The following is a 21,667-nucleotide window of genomic DNA, read 5'->3' as shown; positions in this document are numbered from 1 at the left end:
ACAATCACTTGAGAATCAAATCAAGATTGAATCGGAAAAGTCCAGTAGCTTATCGGGTTAGTACCGAAGTAGTAGCTGCTTAAGCTTAAATATAAGTGTCCAATTTTATGGGTCCAGTGCACACACCTGCGGGGTCTCACCCTTTCCTCTATTTCCCTCCGGAGTCGAGTGTCCTCCGCTCCATTTCACTCATGTTAAAAAAAAGAAAATTTTTAAAATAACAAATAAAAAGCCGAATGATTAGTAAGATTCGCTTACTAACCATACGGTTCTATGGTCGTGTTAAAATTTTATGTCCCAGCCTCTTGTGATCAATCAATTTTTTGAATACTAATATCCTAGGAACTTGTCTGTTTCTTAATATAGCCTACTATTCCAACAATCCCTCACTTTTTAAGTAATCCTCAGCTACTTCCACAGGGCTTTTGCCTTCCACATTCACTAGGTAGTTCATTTCACGCATTTCATCATCTGTGATTTTGCCGGCTAGTTTGTTTAATGCATCAACCACCTCTGGATAAGCTTCTGCTGTTTCTTCCCTCAATAGAGGTGCTCCCTGATAGGGTGGAAACAGTCCTTGATCATCTTCTAGCACTGTTAAACCATACTGCTCGAGTTCACTGTCTGTTGAATAGGCATCAACCATATTGATTTCTCCATTTTCAACAGCCTGATAACGAAGCTTTGGTTCCATTGTAATGACTTCTGGAAACTCTATACCATATAGCTCCTGAATGCCCAGGTATCCATCCTCCCGGTCTGCAAACTCTAATGTGAAGCCTGGTTTAATCTGCTGCTGCACAGGAATGACATCTGAGATGGATGTGATTCCATATTGATCGCTTACCTCTTTGGGAACTGCCAGTGCATACGTATTGTTATAGCTCATTGGCTCTAATAAAGTTAGATTAAATTGTTCCATCATGCCTTCTTTTGCCTGTTCATACACTTCTTCTCCATCCGTGCTCACTGCCGTTTCTTTTAGAAATTCTGCGATCGCTGTACCCGTAAATTCTGGATACACATCAATATCTTCCGATTGCAAGGCATTAAATACGAAAGAAGTTTTACCAAAACCAGGTTTTAACTCGACCTGCAGATCTGTTTCATCTTCAATCAGCAGCTTATACATATTTATAAGGATTTCTGGTTCAGCACCAAGCTTCCCCGCAATTACAAGATCACTTTCTTCCTCAGCAAAAATTAGTGGTGAAAGAATAATTAACAGTGCTGCAGCAGCCATAATGGCAAAGGCAGTGACAGACTTTTTAAAGGATAATTGCTCAATTTTTTTCAAGATAAAATCAAAAAATAAAGCTAATAATGCTGCTGGTACAGCACCAAGAATAATGAGCAGGATATTGTTTCGGTCAATTCCAAGCAGTATAAGATCTCCCAGACCTCCTGCGCCAATTAAAGCTGCCAAAGTAGCTGTTCCAATAATCAGGACCATTGCCGTTCGAATCCCAGCCATTATAACCGGCATTGCAAGCGGCAGCTCAACTTTTCCAAGTCTTTGATATGTATTCATACCCATGGCACGTGCAGCTTCCAAAAGGGAAGGGTCGACTTCTTTTAAGCCTGTATAGGTATTCCTCAGAATCGGCAGCAATGCATATGCAACCAGTGCAATAATGGCAGGTACACGGCCGATGCCAAATAGTGGAATTAATAAACCAAGCAGAGCAAGGGATGGAATGGTCTGCAGAACTGCCGTTATCCCAATGATGCTTTCGGCAAGTCTCTCCTTCCGTGTTAAAAAGATTCCAATCGGTATTGCCAGCAATACTCCAAAAAAGAGCGCGATAAACGAAATTTGCATATGTTCAATCAGCGCTTGAAGAAGCTCTCCCTTTCGATCTGAAAATACATTCATAAAATCATTCACTTAAGGCTCCCCCTTTTACCGCACCATTCGCCAGGTAGGCGATAACTGCCTGCCGGTCAATATAACCGAGTGCTTGATCATCTTCTATAATGACAACCTGCTCATCCACTTTTAAGGTATGAAGAAGCTCTTGTATCGTAAATCCTGTATGTATTTTCCTAACAGTCGACAGCTCTATTTCTGGAGAAATCGGCGATAGAAGCTCTTCCAAATTTATAGGAGTTTCATCATTACTTCTGCCAATAAAGCTTTTGACAAATTCGTTCTGCGGTGCATTCAGAAGCTCTTCTGGTGTGCCGATCTGAACCATCTTCCCTTCATTCATAATACCGATGCGATCGCCTAGCTTCAAAGCTTCAGAAATATCATGTGTAACAAAAACGATCGTCTTCTTTATTGTTTTTTTCAGCTCTAAGAGATCATCTTGAAGCTTTTCCCTGCTAATCGGATCGAGCGCACTGAAAGGCTCATCCATTAAGATCAGCTTCGGATCCGCTGCCAAAGCACGCGCCACCCCAATTCTCTGCTGCTGTCCGCCAGAAAGCTCATTAGGCTTGCGGTCCTTAAATTCCTCTGGGTTCAATCCCACCATTGACAAAAGCTCTGATACTCTTGCTTGTATATCCTGCTCATTCCATTTTTTCAGCTGAGGTACAATGGCGATATTCTCTTCAATTGTCATATGCGGAAACAGAGCTATCTGCTGCAGCACATAGCCGATATTGTAACGCAATTTATGTATATCATAATCAGTTATTCTTTTATTATCGATTAAGATAGTACCGTCAGACGGATCAATCAAACGATTCATCATCTTCAGCGTCGTAGTCTTCCCGCAGCCGCTCGGTCCAATCAAAACAAAAAACTCGCCCTCCTCAATGGCAAAATTGAGATCATTCACAGCTACAGAACCATCATATTGCTTCTTAACATCCTCAAAACGGATCATCGCTTTCAGCCCCTTTAACATTTAACACACATGAAAAAACAGGGACCCATGCTTGTGCTTTTCATACATAAATGTAATATGATCAGCCATCCCCTTATGTTTTATAAGTATGATCAATTGTTTCTTCCTATATGTCATTCTATATTTACTCTATCACTCTTAAATGGATTGCAAAAATGTAAAGCCTGCATATCGATTAATTCCCACCAATATGATAAAAGAGCAATTTCTCCAAATCTTCATAAAGTGTATTCCCTTTTTGCTAACTAACTTGCTTATAGTTCTTTTATCCTTATTACTATTTTTATAAACGTCAGAAGGTACAAAATATTTTCTATGTATAGTTTAAAGCCCCATAATAAGAAAAGAGGGTAAGCAAAACTAAAATAACCACCTTAAAACACGAACATCCAGCTTTCTGTTAAAATGATTAACAAAGACCGTTCCATTACGCTGCGGACCCTCGCTTTCCGCGAGGAGCAAGCTGAGCCTCCTCGTCACTCCGTTCCTGCGGGATCTCACCCTTTGCTCTGCAGCCCGCAGGAGTCGAGGGCCCTCCGCTCCATTTCACTCTAGTAAATAAAATATATTTTATAATTATAAATAAAAAACCGAATAATTAGAAAGATCACCTTCCTAACCATTCGGTTCAATAATTGTGTTAAATACTTATGTCCCTGGCTTTCTGTTTGTAGTTCTAATCGTTTGCGAGTAAGGCCGCGACATCATTATATCCATATTCCATAGCATAGTCATATGCTGTGTAACCCGAAGAGTCGGTGTAGGCTGGGTCGGCGCCATAGTTCAGGAGTTGTTCAGTCAGTTCCGCGTTACCATTTGCAGCAGCGGTAATTAAAGGAGTAGAGTCTGTATAATCTACTGTGTCAGGGTTTGCACCAGCTTGAAGAAGCACCTCTGCAGCTTCAAGATTATCTCCATATACAGCCCAATGCAGAACAGAAGAATCCTCAGAGTCCACTGCGTTTATATCCTCCCCTTCCTCGATTAGAGTGAGAATGGAAGTTGTATCATTATTAAAGGCAGCATCCATAAGGGGTGTAACGCCTTCAACAGGGATTTCTTCTCCAGTTAAACTATAATCATCTTCATATAGTGCATCCGAAAAGAGATCGAGCTTTTCCAGTTGGCTTATTGCAAACCAAACTGCAACACTTAAAAGAATTAATACAAAAAATGAAATGATGACTCCAATAACAACCTTGCCTTTTGATTCTTTTAGAACAGGCGTCGTTTCACTCGAGAAGAAACGTGACAAAGCATATAATCTTTTTGGCAAATGCGGATGGGTTGATAATTTTTCATTTAACCAGACAAAAAATCCGCTTTCAGTTTCCAGCTGCTTCATATATGCTTCTTTGTTTACTTTTGGATACAAGCTTGAACCAATGGCAAGCATCGTAAGTGCATCCTTAGCAGCATCATATGATTGTACATAATAAGCAGCATAGCGATCACAAGTATATTCACAAGCACGCGAATAAGCTGTCCCCAAGAACGGCACCCACATGGCTGGTAAAATAAGCGAATTGACCAGCACATGGTTTCTCTTTAAGTGGGCGAATTCATGTGCCATTACAAACAACACTTCTTTCTCCGCGCCTCTTTCTGCCATCTCAAAAATACTGGAATATAACACAACCATATTTCTTCTGAAAAATCTGGTGGCAAAAGCATTTAAAACGCCTTCTGACTCCATAACATAAATATCAGGAACAGATTTCAGTTCCATATCTGCAGCTGTTTGTGCAGCCAGCCCATATAATCTTGGAAACTGCTCTTCACTAAGCTTTACGCCATTTCTTCTAATACCAGCCATCATAAGACCTTGAAGAAAAACAGAAAGCAGAACTAAAACGACTATAATTGCTATACCAATAATTGAAACAGCAAGAAGCACATACGTTAAAATACTGAATAATAGTACCAGTGCAAAATAAATATTTTCCTTAGGATGCACTAATTGCTGACGTAATGATTGATCCATACGATTCTCCTTCTATTATTTTTTTACAATACTTATCGATTATAGAATAATATACAGCAGTTGGAAATAGTGTTTTTTAATTACTTTTTACATCATCCTGACAACTTATTTTCCGAAATTTTCAGACATAATTCAAACCTTTCCAGCCATATAAATGTCTTAGAAGGACATTGAGAGGAGGTTTCAGCATGTTTTGTTAAAATTCGATTAATATTTTGCGTCTAAGTGGAAATTATCAGACAATGAGGGTACAATTAGGATAGCAGTATGACATCTTAGATTGTGTGACATTTTGTAAAGGGGTTGTCTGAGGAAAAAAACTACATATGCTTGAAGGACACGTTTCTTCTTTGAAGGCTGTCGGTTGCAGAAATTTTGCCATTGGTTTGAAAAAAGGATAGGGAGTGGTTTTTTGAAACCTTCGACTAACCGGATGTTAAACCGTATCAAATCCGTTTACATGTTTATCAGCAAACACGGAACTGTAACAACTCAGGAGCTTGTAGAGGAATTTGGTATAACACCTCGAACGATACAAAGAGACCTTAACGTCTTGGCCTATAACGACTTAGTTAAAAGTCCAAGCCGGGGCAAATGGACGATTACACAAAAGAAGGTGAAGATGTCATCTTAAGCATCACAACACATAGATAACCATAAAAAAATCGCCTAAATGGATAGGCGATTTTTTCTGCATTGATATATTACGATTCATAGGATAAAAGCAATTCAAGCTCTTCATCCGTTAATTCCCGATACTCACCAAGTTCTAACGAAGGATCAAGCTCGAGCGGTCCCATTGACATTCTTTTTAAATACATTACACGTTTTCCAACCGCTTCAAACATTCTTTTCACTTGATGGAACTTTCCTTCTGTAATTGTCAGTTCTATATCAGACGTAAGCCCAGATTTTAATATCTTTAAAATGGCAGGCTTCGTTTCATAGCCATCATCTAAGATGACACCTTTTTTAAAGGCTTCTTGGTCCTCTTCTGTCACTTCAGCGTTAATGACAGCAAAATACGTCTTTGGAACATGCCTTTTTGGTGAAAGAAGCTTATGAGAAAGCTGACCGTCATTTGTTAAAAGCAGCAACCCCTCTGTATCCTTATCTAAACGCCCTACTGGAAAAGGTGAAAAAACAACATCTTCAGCTTCTAAAATATCAATGACTGTTTCATGCCGGGTATCCTCTGTAGCAGAAATAACCCCTTGCGGCTTGTTCATCATCAAATAGATATATTCCTTATATTCTACTTGTTCTCCATGAATCAACACTATATCATTCTCAGGGTCCACATGCTGTTTTCCGTCTTTAACAGCCACCTCATTAATGGTTACCGAACCATTTTTCAAAAGTTTCTTAACATCCTTCCGGCTTCCATAGCCGAGATTTGCAAGCATCTTATCGATTCTCATGAAACTGATCCTCCTTTCCCCACTATTTTAATCTTAATTTGCTTAACAAACGATCTACCTTGTCACCGAACAGGAAGTACACAAGTCTTGATTTAATGCCAAGGTAGAAATAAACACCAGCACCAATTGCACCGCAAAGGAATACAAGAATAACAGACTGAGTTACAGATTCCGGTGATAAGAAGTTTGTTAAAACCTTATATAAAATAAAAGTAATTACAAACATAATACCTGTGAATATTACGATTAATAAGCTCCTTCTAAAAACAAAACGAAAACGGTATCCGGAAAATAGCTTTATTACATAAAAGTTAATAGCAATTGCTGTTAAATATCCGATTGCCGTAGCATAAATAGCTCCTTCCGTTTCCATCCATTTTATGAAAGGCACATTCAGGCTAAGCTTGACTAAAATTCCTGCCAGCAAGCTTAAAACCGTAAAACGCTGTTCATTAATTCCCTGCAAAATAGCGGCTGTCACCGAGAATAGCGCAAATAAAACAGCAACTGGTGCATATGTACGAAGAATCGCAGCACCTTCAATGTCTGCCGTATAAAATAGCGTATAAACAGGTTCTGCAAGCAAAGCCACACCAACAGCTGCCGGCAATGTTAAAAAGAGCATAACCTGCAAGCTTTGATTCATCTGCCGATTAAGTGAGGCCTGATCCGCATCCATGAATGATTTCGTGATACTTGGGATCAGTGTTAAAGAAAACGAAATTGCCAGTGTCACTGGAATAATAACAATTTTATGGGTTTCAAAATTCAGGATGTTCAAAAGGGATTCAGATTCTTCAATTCCTACACCCATTGCATCCATTGTTCTATTAAAAGTCAATAGATCTATAAGCTGGAATAAAGGATTAGCAATTCCTACAAAAATAAAAGGAATCGAATAGATGATAATTTCCTTGTACATGTCCTTTAAAGAAATATCTACAGTCCCTTTATCATGCTGAAGCAGCTGATCCAAATGCGGCTTCCTTTTATACCAATACCAAAATAAGACAAAAAGACCTCCGATGCCCCCAATAAACGCTGCAAAAGTAGCAACACTAGCTGCATCTACAATCGATCCATCCATCAAGTTCAAAACAACATAAGCCCCGCCAAGCAAGAAAACAATACGGACAATTTGCTCCACTACTTGTGAAACTGCAGATGGCCCCATGGACTGATGCCCTTGGAAAAAACCGCGAATTAAACTCATAAAAGGAATAATAATGAGCGCAAAACTGACCGCACGTATAACGGTTACCGTTTCCTCAAGCTTCTGATTTTCTTTTGCATCGGTAAACATTGCTGCAAACTCAGGAGCAAAATACATAAGGATCGCAAACCAGATGATTCCGCTTGCCATCATAACCCAAATGCCTGATTTAAACAGCCGTCTGCCGACTGAGTATTCTTCAATAGCATTATATTTGGCAATAAACTTAGAAATAGCAAGAGGAATACCAGCGGTGGACATACTTAGAAAAATCGTATAAGGAACATATGCATATTGATAAAGGATCGTTCCCTCTGGCCCTACAATACGAGAAAATGGGATCACATATAATAACCCCAGGAGCTTAGAAACAAAAGTACCAAGTGTTAAAATAAACGTACCGCGCAAAAGCTTCGAAGACATAAAACCCCTACCCTTACTAGAAAAGCGGAAGGCGCTTGGCCAGGGGCGACAAGCATAAGACAGGCTGGCTGGAAGGTTGCTCTTTAACCTTCTGGACAGACTGGCTTATGACCTCGAGCCCCTAGCGCCTGCAGCTAGACACTGTTTTTTAAGAAAAGCGGAAGCGCCTTGCTCAGCCCCGACAAGCATAAGACAAGATGGCTTTAACCTTCTGGACAGATTGGCTTATGACCTCGAGGGGCTAGGCGCTGCAGCTAGACATTATTCAAAGTTCAAAAATCCTTATATTATATTTACAGTAAAGCGGAAGGCGCTCGTTCAGGGGCGACACCTCGAGCCCCTAGCGCCTTGCTTCGTTTCTTAATTATAATCAAATAAACTTGGCCAATAGCCAAGTGTAATTTCTAAACATGCATAAATCCAGTGTTTCCATTTTTTTTGGCACACTATTTGTAGTGTACTCTTCTTTTTTACAGAATGCTACTTTCAACTGGAAATTTCCTTCTTTATTTTTATGATTGTGACAAATAAAGTATAATAAAACATGTTGCATATAACGAATGAAAATAAGTTGGTGGATAGAATGAAATTTGATGTTATTGTAGTTGGCGGAGGACCATCTGGATTGATGGCCGCAATCGGAGCAGCTGAAAACAAAGCAAAAGTGCTTCTTATAGATAAAGGTGAGAAACTTGGAAGAAAGCTGGCGATTTCTGGCGGAGGGCGCTGTAATGTAACAAACAGACTGCCTGTCGATGAGATCATTAAGCATATTCCCGGCAATGGGAGGTTCTTGTATAGCGCCCTTAATATCTTCAGCAATGAAGACATTATCGCTTTCTTTGAGAACCTGGGGATTCGCCTCAAGGAAGAAGATCATGGCAGAATGTTTCCTGTCAGTGATAAAGCACAATCTGTCGTTGACGCCCTTCTGAATAGGCTGAAGGAGTTAAATGTACAAATAAAAAAGAATAGTCCCATTAAAGATATTCATTACAAGAATGATTCTGTTCAATCAGTCGAGCTTCATAGTGGAGAAATTTTTGAGGCTGAATCTATAGTGATAGCTGTTGGAGGCAAATCAGTCCCTCATACAGGTTCAACCGGAGATGGTTATGCTTGGGCGGAAAAGGCTGGGCACACCATCACAGATCTTTTTCCAACAGAAGTGCCGCTCACTTCGTCTGAACCTTTTATTAAAGAGAAAACGCTGCAAGGGTTATCTCTGCGAAGTGTGGCATTAAGTGTATTAAACCCTAAAGGTAAAGCACTGATTACGCATCGAATGGATATGCTTTTCACCCACTTTGGCATCAGTGGTCCAGCCGTTCTGCGCTGCAGTCAATTTGCTGTTAAGGCTATGAAGAAAGAAAAAGGTGCCGTAACGATGAGTATTGATTGTATGCCCGATGTAAAAGAAGAGCCCCTCTTTCAGGATACAGTAAGAAAAATGAAGGAAGAACCGAAAAAAAGTATTAAAAACACACTTAAAGGTTTTATTCCAGAAAGATATTTGCTATTCCTATTAGAGGGCAGTGAAATTGATCCTGCAGAACAAAATGCGACCATTTCAAATGAAAAGATCCGCACATTTATTAAGAATGTTAAATCTTTTCAATTCACTGTTAACGGCTCCTTGCCGCTGGATAAAGCATTCGTAACCGGTGGCGGTGTATCGGTTAAAGAAGTCGAACCGCAGACAATGGCCTCAAAAAAAATGAATGGATTGTATTTTTGCGGAGAGATTTTAGATATACATGGCTATACCGGTGGCTACAATATTACTTCAGCTCTTGTTACAGGCAGACTTGCAGGGACAAATGCTGCATTATTTTCAAAATAATTTTACGATGCATAATAAGGCCTAATGAACCGTTCATTAGGCCTTATATATGACCATTGCTGAAAAACAATAGATCTGTTCATCCTCTTCTTCTTGAACAGCAGCAACATTATATTTAATATCAAGCAGCCTCTTCTCATCTATCTTTTCTAAAAATTTATTCATTTCAACCTCTAAATCCTTTTCATGTTCATGATCAAATAGTTTAACTTTAATCACTTGTACTCTCCCTCATTTGCTTTTTTTCTCATTATGGACACAATTCAATCTTATTATTCTATTGTTTAACAAATGTCACATTCCAAGAAATCAAGTTGTTTTATAATTAACATTGCCTATCTAACTTGCAATACTAGAATCATCATAAAAGGACTGAAACGAACGTCGTACATTTAGAGCGTGATAAAGGATACTGTTCTTACCTCTACCCTTTATTAAGAAGGTATCCTGAAAGGGGTCAGGCATGTCAACACTAAAAAGATTAACAAGGAATTATTGGAATCCGTATTGGGCCATAGGCATAACAGGCATACTGTCTGCTGTTTATTTTGGAATTACCGGAACAGTCTGGGCGGTAACAGGAGAATTTACTAGATTAGGAGGTCATATCCTCGAATTTTTCGGGGTAGATATTTCTGGCTGGGCTTATTTTAATCTTGTAGGAATGGAAGGTTCTACTTTTGAAAGAACAGACGGCTGGATTGTTTGGGGAATGTTCATCGGAGCATTTATAACGATATTACTTAGCAGCAATTTTAAAATTAGATTACCAAAGCAAAAGAGAAGATTGGTACAGGGATTAGTCGGCGGGATTATTGCTGGATTTGGGGCACGGCTGGCACTCGGTTGTAATTTGGCTGCTTTTTTTACAGGTGTACCGCAGTTCTCCTTCCACTCATGGATTTTCATGGTTTCCACTGCTATTGGGACTTTCTTTGGTTTTAAAATTGTAAAAACGAAGTGGTGGAAAGGCAAAGCAGCACTCACAAAAGGGGCACCGCCTTGTATCACAGAAAAGAAAAAATCAAAGCAGCCATATATCGGAACTGCTGCTGCTCTTATTTATTTTGGGATGATTTTATATTTCTTCATTAGCGGTAAACCGATGCTTGGAACTGCGGCCATTTTTGGAGCAGCATTTGGCATTTTAATAGAAAGAGGTCAAATCTGCTTTACCTCTGCTTTTCGTGATCTTTGGGTGAGCGGACGGGCAACAATGGCAAAAGCCATCACATTTGGAATTGCCATTAGTACAATTGCCACGTTTTCAGTCATTTTAATCTACGGACTTGAACCAATTACAAAAATAGCCGCACCAAGCACTCTTATTGGCGGAATCCTTTTTGGATTAGGCATTGTTTTGGCTGGCGGCTGTGAGACAGGCATGATGTACAGAGTCATGGAAGGTCAAGTGTTGTATCTTTTTGTTTTTGCAGGAAACATCCTTGGTGTTACACTGCTTTCATTTGGCTGGGATCACCTTGGCATTTATGATGTTTTTGTAAAAATGGGATCTCCAATCAACTTAATGAATACATTTGGAGCATTTTTGGCGTTAATACTTACGTTGCTAATGCTGCTTGCCTGGTATATGATCACTAACTTTTGGGAGAAAAATTACCGATTCGGAACTGGATTTAAAAAAAGAAAGGAGAATGTCGCATGAAGATAGATTATACGCTAGATTTAAGAGGAGAGCCTTGTCCATATCCTGTTATCTATTCTCTCGAGGCACTCGAAGGCATGCAAAAAGGAGAAGTCCTGCAGGTAATTGCTGATTGCCCGCCTGCCTTTAAAAATGTACCAGAAGAAGTGGTAAAGCATGGCTACACTCTTGCTGAAGATCCTTATAAAAATGGGCAGGATTTATATTTTCTAATCATTGCATAATAAAGAAAATCGGAAGGCGCTCGTCCAGGGACGACAAGCATAAGACGAGCCAGACAGAAGGTCGGTCTTTTACCTTTTGGCTGGTTTGGCTTAGACCATAGAGTCAATAGCGCCTGCAGCCAGACATAAATAAAGCACCCAAGTCAGTTTGGGTGCTTATGCTATTTATTCAGTTTCGGCGCTCCAGTCAAGCATGCCGCCTTTCATGTTGACGACCTTATAGCCTTGGTCCTGCAGGTAATGACAAACATTGGCGCTTCGGCCGCCAGAACGGCAGATAAAGATATATTCCTTTTCTTTCTCAAACTGATCAAGATTTTCAGGAATTGTCCCCATACGAATATGTTTTGCGCCAGGAATCATTCCCCCAGCAACCTCATCATCCTCACGCACATCAATCAGTTCAAGCTTTTCACCAGCTTTAAGCTTTTGTTCTAATTCTTCTGTAGTAATTTCTGGAATCATTTCACGTACATCCTTTCTATTGCCGATTTCACTATTACTATAGTAAAGAAAACTTGCCGACTGGCAAGCCTGCAAGGCACAGCCAGAGGCTTAGTTGCACTTATACTACATTCCTAAATGAGCCACAGCGTCGAAATTCAACCGTGCTGCTCATTTATAATACTGATAGTGTAAAAAACATTCCCTGAAAAAGCAATCAGGGAATGTTTTTTATTAATTTGCAACGATATTAACTAATTTTCCAGGCACAGCAATCACTTTTCTAACTGTTTTGCCTTCAATTTGCTCTTTGACCTTGTCATCCTCCATTGCTATTTGCTCAAGGATGTCTTTTTGTGCATCTGCTGGAACCATTAATTTTGCTTTTACTTTTCCATTCACTTGAACAACGATCTCTACTTCATCGTCTGTCAGTTTCGCTTCATCAAATGCCGGCCAAGACTCATACGTAACCGTACCGCTATGACCCAGCTTCGCCCAAAGTTCTTCTGCAATATGTGGAGCAATTGGAGAAAGCATTTTAACAAAGCCCTCTGCATAGCCTACTGGCAGATTTTCTGCTTTGTATGCATCATTGATGAAGACCATCATTTGAGAAATAGCTGTATTAAAGCGCAGTCCTTCAAAGTCCTCTGTTACCTTCTTAACAGTCTGATGGTATACCTTTTCAAGCTCTCCGCCTTCTTCATTCCCTTTAATACGGGAGGATAGCTGGCCATTCTCCTCAATAAATAGGCGCCAGATACGGTCAAGGAATCTTCTTGCTCCATCAAGACCATTTGTTGACCAGGCAATTGAAGCTTCCAGCGGTCCCATAAACATTTCGTATAGACGCAGTGTATCTGCTCCATGACTTGAAATGATATCATCCGGATTAACAACATTTCCTTTTGATTTACTCATTTTTTCATTATTATCGCCAAGAATCATCCCTTGGTTGAATAGTTTTTGGAACGGCTCTTTTGTATGCACTACTCCAATATCATATAGCACTTTGTGCCAGAATCTTGCATATAGCAAGTGAAGCACGGCATGCTCGACACCGCCGATATAAATATCAACTGGAAGCCATTTTTTAATTTTTTCAGGATCAGCAATTTTTTCGCTGTTTTTCGGATCGATATAACGAAGGTAGTACCAGCTGCTGCCTGCCCATTGCGGCATTGTATTTGTTTCACGTCTGCCTTTTTTGCCTGTTGCCGGATCCTCAACATTTAACCAGTCTTCAATATTAGCAAGCGGTGATTCACCTGTTCCTGACGGCTTGATTTCTGTTGTTTTAGGCAGAATAAGCGGAAGCTCTTCTTCCGGTACAGCTGTCATTGTGCCATCTTCCCAATGGATAATTGGAATTGGCTCACCCCAGTAGCGCTGGCGGCTGAATAGCCAATCACGCAAGCGGTAAGTAATTTTCTTCGTGCCAATCTCTTTCTCTTCAAGCCATGCAATCATTTTAGTAATCGCTTCTTCTTTATCAAGGCCATTTAGGAAATCAGAGTTCACATGCTCGCCATCGCCAGTATATGCTTCCTTGCTGACATCTCCGCCTGCCACAACTTCTACAATCGGTAATTCAAATGCTTGTGCGAATTCGTAGTCACGCTCATCATGTGCAGGTACTGCCATGATCGCACCAGTTCCGTAGCTGACAAGAACATAATCCGCGATCCAAATTGGCATTTTTTCGCCGCTTGCCGGGTTGATCGCATATGCACCCGTAAAGACACCTGTTTTTTCTTTCGCCAGGTCTGTACGCTCTAGATCGCTCTTGGATTTAATTTTCTCAATATATGCCTGAACTTCAGCTTTTTGAGCTTCTGTTGTAATGGCATCCACCAATGCATGTTCAGGTGCTAAAACGGCATAAGTTGCTCCAAAAAGTGTATCAGGGCGTGTTGTAAATACAGTAAATGTATCGTCATGACCATCAATGCTAAATGTTACCTCAGCACCTTCTGAACGGCCAATCCAATTGCGCTGCATATCTTTTAGACTTTCAGGCCAATCAAGATCATCTAAATCGTCAAGAAGTCGATCAGCATATTCCGTAATTTTCAACACCCATTGGCGCATCGGTCTGCGTTCAACAGGATGCCCGCCGCGCTCACTTTTTCCATCAATGACTTCTTCATTGGCTAAAACAGTTCCTAGAGCTGGACACCAGTTTACCGCCACTTCATCGATATAAGCTAAGCCTTTTTCATAGAGCTTGATAAAAATCCATTGTGTCCATTTGTAATAGTCTGGATCTGTTGTATTAATTTCGCGATCCCAATCGTAAGAAAAGCCCAGTGCTTTAATTTGACGGCGGAATGTATTGATATTTTTTTCGGTAAATTCTGCAGGATCATTTCCTGTATCAATCGCATATTGCTCTGCTGGCAATCCAAATGCGTCCCAGCCCATTGGGTGCAGGACATTGTAGCCTTGCATTCTTTTCATACGAGAAAGGATATCTGTAGCCGTGTATCCTTCCGGGTGCCCAACATGCAAGCCGGCGCCTGATGGATATGGGAACATATCCAACGCATAGAATTTACGCTTGCCTTCTTCTTCGCTAGTTTTGAATGTTTTATTTTCTTCCCAATATTGCTGCCACTTTTTTTCAATCTCCTGATGATTGAAGTTCATGTCTGTTTCCTCCTAAATCATAATAACTGCTAACTATAAAGAACAAAAAATAGTTATTCCGCTTCAGGGTACTCGCTTTCCGCGGGGAAGTAGAGAGCTTGCTTGGCGAGTGCCTGCGGAGCTCACCTTCCCACTTCCGCTTTAGTTAGCTGTTGAAAAACAGCAAAAATAAAAAACTCCCGTCCCTTAAAAATAAGGGACGAGAGATATATGTATTATTACTCCCGCGGTACCACCCACATTAGTGACAAAGTCACCCGCTTCATTCATCCTTAACGCGGAATACGGCAAGCATTACTGAAGGTTCATGCTTGCTGCTCAAAAGGCGAGTTCATGATGTGCCAGGCTGACTTTCACCACCCGTCAGCTCTCTATAGGTCAAGGCAAGCGATCATTACTATTCCTTATCATAGCAGTTCAATATAAATATATTGACATTGTAATTTATTTCCCGCCAGGATGCAAGCGGGCTTTTCCAGAAGAAATATAGTACATAGGATATGCAGTGCTGATTAAGGGTGTGACGGATGTGAGTACATTAGCAGTGCAGTGATATTTTAGCAGCATACCCGACAATGAGGGAGATTACCGAAAGCCGTCCAGGTTGATTAGATGCAGATAGTCTCGTTTATCATAAGCGGAGAAATTCCCTTTATTTAAGATATTGTTCGGAAAACAGCTAAAATAGAGGGAGAAATTCCGGCTATCTCCTCAAAATACATAAATATGACCGATTTATCTGTACATAACCGGAAAAACTCCGCTTATTTTCTCCCCCAAAAGCTCCAAAACGCAAATAAGCGGAAATGCTCCGCTTATTTTATTTATGTACCGCAGATGATTCCCACTATTCAGTCTCGCTAGTACTTTCCACAAAAGGTGCTCTAGTACATTGTGATCACAACAACTGACTCTTCACAACCTTTGATAAAGACCAAGTCAAATTCATAAAGTTTTTTTTGATAAGAACACTGTTCTTCTACTTCACAAACGTATATCAGGCTGAATTTTAGGCCAAACATATAGTGAGGATGTGATTCTATATGTATGCGATCATGCTAGTCAATGAAAATCTTAGTTTACAAGGTTTATCAAAGGCAGAAAGCAAACAATTACAAATCAATTGCCTAACAAATTATATGAAAATACAGCATTTAAAAGAAAAAACATTAAATCCTTATCAGCTTAATCCTTATTACACCATTCCACATGCTCTTTTTTATGATATTAAAGAAACAAGACAGCCTGTAGATTATTTACTAGTCCATTCATATGAAGCCATGCAGTCCTTCATCAACATGTATCCAGCACGGTGGATTCTTTTGAAAAGCTTTTTCCGCCACACGGTTTATATAGAGGATGACAGCTGCATAGCTGATCTTCCTTAACCATATAAAGTAAAAAAAGGACGTGAAATGAAACTCATTCAGCGTCCTTTTTAAAATTTATGATGCATGTGCAAGCTGTTTATTTTCCTTCAGTTTCCGGTCATAAATAAGCGTTGTAAAAATGGATACGACCAGAAGCACAATTAATAACATAAATAACATTGAAATTCCGTAGAAGTCGACCAGTAAACCTCCAAGAAGTGGTCCGATCATGCGTCCGCCCGTTGCAGTGCTGTTGACAATTCCTTGATAAAAACCTTCTCTGCCTTTAGGAGCAAGAGAATTAGCAATGGTTGGAACAGCAGGCCAGATCAGCATTTCACCAATCGTTAAAATCACCATGGATGCCATAAATGCTGAAAACTCCTGAACAACAGCGGCTACAGCAAATGACACAATAAATATGATAATTCCAATATTTATTTGAAGTTTTAAGGAGTTGATTCTTTTAACAAGTGGACTGATAAGCGGCTGTCCTAGCACAATAAGAGCACCATTCACTGTCCATAGTAAACTGTAATGACTTAAAGATATATTGAGTTCCTGCGTATATGTTGAGATGGTCGATTGCCACTGCACATACCCCACCCAGCAAAGTAAATAGCCTATACATAATGTTAGAAGAGCATATAGTTTCGTATGATTCTTTATCGCTCCACTTTCAGCGATTACAGAGGATTGTGTACTTTCAGCTTTAATGCCTTTATAGCCGAACACTGCGATACATAAGAAAATAATATACATAAAAGTATTGGCCGCAAATATTAAATCAAATGAAAAGGACGCTACAAATCCGCCTAAAGCAGAACCAATCGCAACACCTGCATTTTGCGCTATATAAATAGCATTAAACGCTTTTCGACCGCCTTCCTTCCACACAGACCCTGCCATTGCGTACATGGATGGAAATACAATTCCCGAGCCAAATCCAACAATCGTTAAAAAGACAACATATGCAAAGAAATCATTCCAGAAGGATAGGCCTGTTAACGCCGTAACGGTAATACCTATCCCGAGAAGAACAGACTTAAAGCCGCCGATCTTATCAAAAAGAGTTCCGCCGATAAGATTGCCGACCACACTTGCACCAGCATTTAACATAAGCACAAGTCCAGCAACTGAGAGAGACTTACCAAGCTGATCATGAATGTAAATCGTATTCAATGGCCATAAAAAAGAAGAACCGGTTACATTCACAGCCATTCCGATGACCAAAAGCCATACTACCCGAGGCATAAGCGCCCCCCTTTATACAATAAAATGTTCATTAAAGAACGTGCTATATTTCGAATTCCAAAGTAATTCTATGTCTTTTTAATATGTATTGCAATAGGTTTTATTACTTACATTATTTTCAGAATTTTACAAGAAAAAGGAAGTAGGCTTGACCGTTTTATAAACATTGACTTCAAGCATTTTGTTCTGTGGTAATTGTCTAAATAGATCAGCATTTCGAGGTTTTAATATGATAAATGAGACACAATGAAGTAGCCGGTTGTTTTTGCGAAAAGATGAGGGGATTCGTTGCTCGTATTAAAATCATTGTGTTTTGGCTAGGTTGATTCTAGTCTTATTATGAATTTCTGAAATTTATATTTAGGATAGAAACCGGATAAACGAGACTGGTTTCCATATGTTGGACTAATGTCTCGTGTTTATCATAAAATCAGGACACTATATAACATATTATGGATTATGCAGTTGCGTTTATTCCGAAATCACGGCTCTTTTTCCATATGTTGGATTATAAGGTCGTATTTAACTCAGAATTACGACACTATATACCATATTATGGATTATACTGTCTTGTTTATTCAGGAATCACGACTCCATTTTCCATATGTTGGATTATCGGGTTGTGTTTAACTCAGAATCACGACTCTATATACCATATTCTGGATTATACTGTCTTGTTTATTCCGGAATCACGACTCCTTTTTCCACATGTTGGATTATTGGGTCGTGTTTAACTCAGAATCACGACTCTATATACCATATTCTGGATTATACTGTCTTGTTTATTCCGGAATCACGACTCCTTTTTCCACATGTTGGATTATTGGGTCGTGTTTAACTCAGAATCACGACTCCTTTTTCCACATGTTGGATTATTGGGTCGTGTTTAACTCAGAATCACGACTCTATATACCATATTCTGGATTGTACTATCTTGTTTATTCCGGAATTACGACTCCTTTTTCCATATGTTGGACTATTTAGTCGTGTTTAACTTAGAATCACGACACTATATACCATATTCTGGATTTCAATGTCTTGTTTATTCCGGAATCACGACTCCTTTTTCCACATGTTGGATTATTGGGTCGTGTTTAACTCAGAATTGCGACACCATATACCATATTCTGGATTATACTGTCTTGTTTATTCCGGATTTACGACTCCTTCCCTAAATGTTGGAAGCACGAGTAGCATTCAACCAAAATAACACAACAGCATACTCCCACTTTCTGATTACAGAGTCCCATTAACCCTCAAATCCCACTATCCACCCAGTTATCATACTAGCTGCACTAACTAAAACAAACAATCTGCTAAAAATACTACCAAATCACAAAATAAACGTGCGCTACAAAAGTCTTCCACATTTCAATCCTTTCAAAAAGCATATACAAAATTATACAAAAAAAGCCTGAAGCAAGCATCTACATACTTTGCTTCAAGCTCTTACCAAAACAATATTATGATTTAATCTCAGAAAAAAATTGTGGCAAGTCTTCTTTATGCGCTTCGAGCATTTCATCCAGGATTTTTTTCGCTATCGTATCTGAAGGAACTAGTGGATTGATGGTCATTGCCACTAAAGCTGTATGGTAATTTCCTGTAACAGCCGCTTCTGCAGCAACTCTTTCAAACGATTTAATCTGCTGTACAAGTCCACGGACTGGCACAGGCAGATCACCAATTCCAATTGGTTTTGGCCCCTCTTTCGTAATGACACAGTTGATTTCAATTGCAGAATCATCTGGAATGCTTGCGATGGCACCATTGTTTCGTGTGTTGACTGGCTGAATATCACGTTTATCATTATAGATTGAGTTGATGAGGCTGCAGGCCGCATCACTGTAATATGCTCCGCCACGTTTCTCCAGCTGAGGAGGTTTGATAGCCAGATCTGGATTTTTATAGAGCTCAAACAGTTCAGCTTCAAGCTTTTGAACAACTTCTGCTCTCGTTCCATTTTCAAACGAAGCTTCCTTTTCTTCCTGAAGCATTTCATTTGTTTTGTAATAATAACGGTGGTAGCCGCATGGAATGACACCCATACCTTTAATAAAATCGGCATCCCATGCAAAGCCGGCAATATTCTTCATGGTCATCTCATTCTCCGGGTTGCCGAGGGCAGCGATGACTTCATCTAGTACGCTTTTTCCATCGACATAAACATCCAGTCCAAACACCATATGATTCAATCCTGCAAAGTCTACTTGAACTCGCTCTGGCTCAACTCCAAGAGCTTTTGCTATGCCCATCCTCATTCCAATTGGGACATTACACAGCCCTACTACTCTCTTAATATTGCTATAACGAAGAACTGCTTCTGTCACCATTCCCGCAGGATTAGTAAAGTTCACAAGCCAGGCATCTGGACATAGCTCTTCCATATCACGGCAAATATCTAACACGACTGGAATCGTGCGCAGCCCTTTAAATAAGCCGCCAGGACCATTGGTTTCCTGTCCGATGACATCATACTTAAGAGGAATGCGCTCGTCTTTTGCTCTAGCCTCCAGCAGCCCTACTCTAAATTGGGTTGTGACAAAGTCTGCATCCTTCAAAGCTTCACGGCGATCTATCGTAAGATGAATGTCGATCGGCAGACCGGCTTTTTCTACCATTCTTTTTGCTAAGTTTCCAACAATATTCAGCTTCTCTTTTCCCTTTTCAATATCAACAAGCCACAACTCTCTTACTGGAAGCTCATCATATCTTTTAATAAATCCTTCGATAAGCTCCGGTGTGTAGCTTGAACCTCCGCCAATAGTTACAATTTTAATTCCTTTTTTCAAGATAATTCCTCCTTAGCTTCGCATTTCCTTATACATAAGAATCATTTCTGAAACTAAATCCCTGATCGTTTCTGCACTCATCATTTGGTCCTCTGCATGCATCAGCAGCAGAGAAAATGGCAGCTTTTCTCCGGATGCCTCCTGCTGAATCAGGTCCATATGAGCGTGATGCCCTTCGTTCATATATTGCTTGGATTCTGTTAATTTCTCCTCTGCTTCCTGGTAATTTCCTGCCCGTGCAGCAAAAAGCGCTTCCATAATAAGACTTTTTGCTGTTCCCACATTACTTATAATCTGAAATGCTGCAGCTTCTAACCCTTCCATACAGTCTCATCCTTTTTTTCAGTTTTATATTGTTCTAGATGGTGGTACAAAGCACCGATTAATCCAGCTTCATTTTTAAAATGACAAATATCTATGATGTTTTCATCAATATAATCATTCAGTTTACATACTCTTTGACGGACTTCTTCTAATAACTCTGTGCGGGCACTGATCCCTCCGCCGATTAAAATCTTTTCTGGGTTAAACATAAAATATAGATTGTAAAGCCCCGTTGATAAATGGTCATAAAAGGATTCAATCTCATTGATTGCATCCTCATCTCCTTGGTCTGCTGCTTCAAAAATCTCTACCCCTGTTATATCCTTCATTGAAATCCCTTTTATTTCAGCGTACCTTTTTCGCAGGCCATACACAGAAGCTGTTGAACTTAAGGTACTTTTATCTATCGAGCTTCCCTGCAGGCCATGTGTAATCATGTAGCCAAACTCGCCAGCTGCAAACGATGCTCCTCGATATAGTTTATTATCAAGGACCATTGCCCCGCCGATTCCAGTGCCGATCGTCAAACAAAGAAAATGTTCAAGCTTTTTTGCTTTTCCCTGCCATTTCTCTGCAAGTGCCACACAATTGACATCATTTTCAACGGTGACAGGTAATCCCGTTTTGTCTTCTAAATAGTCCTTCATGTTAAAACCATCAAAATCTGTTATGGCTCCGCCTTTTTCGATAAAGCCTGTGTAAGCATTCACAAATCCTGGTGCACTAATGGCTATTCCTTTTAAATCCTTATAGTGTGATATTACATCCAGCATTTGATTTAAAATCAATTGTCCATTGTCTCTTTCTGTTAGGAAGCTTCCTCTATGAAAAAAATCTCCATCCACCGAAAGCATTGCATACTTCACTTCTGTACCGCCTATATCAAAAGCTGCATACAAACCTACCACTCCTTCTACAGCACTTTCATGGAATAATAAAGACCTGGTCCAAACTTTGATTCTTTGAATACTTGTTTTAAATGTCTTTCTGTATCATCCTTCTTTAGTTCAGTTGAAACAGAAAAAACCGCTTGGACCCTATTAGAGGATTGCAGTTCGGTTGTCACATGATCATCCTTGTAATCTTTAAAAAAATCACAAATATACGAGATTTGCCCACAGTTCATTTGCACGTGATAGGTTTCCATCGTTTTCTCCTTCCGATCCTTATTCTTCATGCTCCCGCCATCTGATCATGGC

Annotated in this window: 18 protein-coding genes and 1 other annotated feature; of the genes, 5 read left to right on the top strand and 13 right to left on the bottom strand. The window is 39.8% G+C overall.

Features of this window, described 5'->3' with window-relative positions:
• Positions 1–370: 370 nt before the first annotated feature.
• The 3 genes from opuFB to F7732_RS21685 all read right to left on the bottom strand — a co-directional run bounded on the left by opuFB (position 371) and on the right by F7732_RS21685 (position 4,842).
• Positions 371–1,888 carry an osmoprotectant update ABC transporter permease/substrate-binding subunit OpuFB gene (gene opuFB, locus F7732_RS21695; protein WP_151576112.1) on the bottom strand — a complete coding sequence of 506 codons (1,518 nt, stop codon included), beginning with the start codon at positions 1,886–1,888 and terminating at the stop codon, positions 371–373.
• Positions 1,881–2,837 carry an ABC transporter ATP-binding protein gene (locus F7732_RS21690; protein ID WP_151576111.1) on the bottom strand — a complete coding sequence of 319 codons (957 nt, stop codon included), beginning with the start codon at positions 2,835–2,837 and terminating at the stop codon, positions 1,881–1,883. The genes opuFB and F7732_RS21690 overlap by 8 nt, the downstream gene beginning before the upstream one ends.
• Positions 2,838–3,534: 697 nt before the next feature.
• The gene (locus F7732_RS21685; protein WP_151576110.1) at positions 3,535–4,842 is read right to left on the bottom strand and encodes a M48 family metallopeptidase; all 1,308 of its coding nucleotides are present in this window, start codon (positions 4,840–4,842) and stop codon (positions 3,535–3,537) included.
• 412 nt (positions 4,843–5,254) lie between these two features.
• On the opposite strand from F7732_RS21685, the gene F7732_RS21680 reads away from it, so the two are divergent.
• On the top strand, positions 5,255–5,476 hold the full coding sequence (locus tag F7732_RS21680) for a DeoR family transcriptional regulator (RefSeq protein ID WP_066451410.1): 222 nt from the start codon (positions 5,255–5,257) through the stop codon (positions 5,474–5,476).
• Positions 5,477–5,546: 70 nt separating this feature from the next.
• Here the strand turns inward: F7732_RS21680 and F7732_RS21675 are convergent, their stop codons facing one another.
• Complete coding sequence (locus F7732_RS21675; RefSeq protein WP_151576109.1) at positions 5,547–6,263, bottom strand: pseudouridine synthase; 717 nt, start codon at positions 6,261–6,263, stop codon at positions 5,547–5,549.
• 22 nt (positions 6,264–6,285) lie between these two features.
• Positions 6,286–7,899: a putative polysaccharide biosynthesis protein gene (locus F7732_RS21670; RefSeq protein WP_151576108.1), complete on the bottom strand. Its 1,614-nt coding sequence runs from the start codon at positions 7,897–7,899 to the stop codon at positions 6,286–6,288.
• 583 nt (positions 7,900–8,482) lie between these two features.
• Here F7732_RS21670 and F7732_RS21665 point away from each other — a divergent pair.
• On the top strand, positions 8,483–9,742 hold the full coding sequence (locus F7732_RS21665) for a BaiN/RdsA family NAD(P)/FAD-dependent oxidoreductase (RefSeq protein ID WP_151576107.1): 1,260 nt from the start codon (positions 8,483–8,485) through the stop codon (positions 9,740–9,742).
• A 36-nt stretch (positions 9,743–9,778) separates the two neighbouring features.
• Here the strand turns inward: F7732_RS21665 and F7732_RS21660 are convergent, their stop codons facing one another.
• Positions 9,779–9,961 (bottom strand): sporulation protein Cse60, encoded by a 183-nt coding sequence (locus F7732_RS21660; protein ID WP_151576106.1) that lies wholly within the window; start codon positions 9,959–9,961, stop codon positions 9,779–9,781.
• Positions 9,962–10,205: 244 nt separating this feature from the next.
• On the opposite strand from F7732_RS21660, the gene yedE reads away from it, so the two are divergent.
• Both yedE and yedF read left to right on the top strand, forming a co-directional pair.
• Positions 10,206–11,408: a selenium metabolism membrane protein YedE/FdhT gene (yedE, locus tag F7732_RS21655; protein ID WP_151576105.1), complete on the top strand. Its 1,203-nt coding sequence runs from the start codon at positions 10,206–10,208 to the stop codon at positions 11,406–11,408.
• Positions 11,405–11,632: a sulfurtransferase-like selenium metabolism protein YedF gene (yedF, locus tag F7732_RS21650; protein WP_151576104.1), complete on the top strand. Its 228-nt coding sequence runs from the start codon at positions 11,405–11,407 to the stop codon at positions 11,630–11,632. The genes yedE and yedF overlap by 4 nt, the downstream gene beginning before the upstream one ends.
• A gap of 165 nt (positions 11,633–11,797) precedes the next feature.
• Here the strand turns inward: yedF and F7732_RS21645 are convergent, their stop codons facing one another.
• Positions 11,798–12,097: a rhodanese-like domain-containing protein gene (locus F7732_RS21645; protein ID WP_151576103.1), complete on the bottom strand. Its 300-nt coding sequence runs from the start codon at positions 12,095–12,097 to the stop codon at positions 11,798–11,800.
• A gap of 213 nt (positions 12,098–12,310) precedes the next feature.
• Positions 12,311–14,728: a leucine--tRNA ligase gene (gene leuS, locus F7732_RS21640; protein ID WP_151576102.1), complete on the bottom strand. Its 2,418-nt coding sequence runs from the start codon at positions 14,726–14,728 to the stop codon at positions 12,311–12,313.
• 192 nt (positions 14,729–14,920) lie between these two features.
• Positions 14,921–15,148 (bottom strand) — a binding site (T-box leader).
• A gap of 623 nt (positions 15,149–15,771) precedes the next feature.
• On the opposite strand from leuS, the gene F7732_RS21635 reads away from it, so the two are divergent.
• Positions 15,772–16,116, top strand: a complete 345-nt coding sequence (locus F7732_RS21635; protein ID WP_151576101.1) for a hypothetical protein — start codon at positions 15,772–15,774, stop codon at positions 16,114–16,116.
• Positions 16,117–16,173: 57 nt separating this feature from the next.
• Here the strand turns inward: F7732_RS21635 and F7732_RS21630 are convergent, their stop codons facing one another.
• From F7732_RS21630 to F7732_RS21610, 5 genes are all read right to left on the bottom strand, one after another.
• Entirely contained in the window at positions 16,174–17,352 is a 1,179-nt protein-coding gene (locus tag F7732_RS21630) for an MDR family MFS transporter (RefSeq protein WP_151576100.1), read from the bottom strand.
• A gap of 1,463 nt (positions 17,353–18,815) precedes the next feature.
• Positions 18,816–20,144, bottom strand: a complete 1,329-nt coding sequence (locus F7732_RS21625) for a 6-phospho-beta-glucosidase (protein WP_151576099.1) — start codon at positions 20,142–20,144, stop codon at positions 18,816–18,818.
• Positions 20,145–20,156: 12 nt separating this feature from the next.
• Positions 20,157–20,468 carry a PTS sugar transporter subunit IIA gene (locus F7732_RS21620; RefSeq protein ID WP_066442941.1) on the bottom strand — a complete coding sequence of 104 codons (312 nt, stop codon included), beginning with the start codon at positions 20,466–20,468 and terminating at the stop codon, positions 20,157–20,159.
• Complete coding sequence (locus F7732_RS21615) at positions 20,456–21,367, bottom strand: ROK family protein (protein ID WP_151576098.1); 912 nt, start codon at positions 21,365–21,367, stop codon at positions 20,456–20,458. The genes F7732_RS21620 and F7732_RS21615 overlap by 13 nt, the downstream gene beginning before the upstream one ends.
• Positions 21,368–21,381: 14 nt before the next feature.
• Entirely contained in the window at positions 21,382–21,645 is a 264-nt protein-coding gene (locus F7732_RS21610) for a hypothetical protein (RefSeq protein WP_151576097.1), read from the bottom strand.
• Positions 21,646–21,667: the final 22 nt, after the last annotated feature.

Origin of the sequence: Bacillus mesophilum (genome assembly GCF_008923265.1) — a bacterium.
Lineage (GTDB): Bacteria > Bacillota > Bacilli > Bacillales > Cytobacillaceae > Cytobacillus > Cytobacillus mesophilum.
Note: the sequence above shows the minus strand (reverse complement) of the source record. Positions and strands in the feature narration are given on the sequence as shown.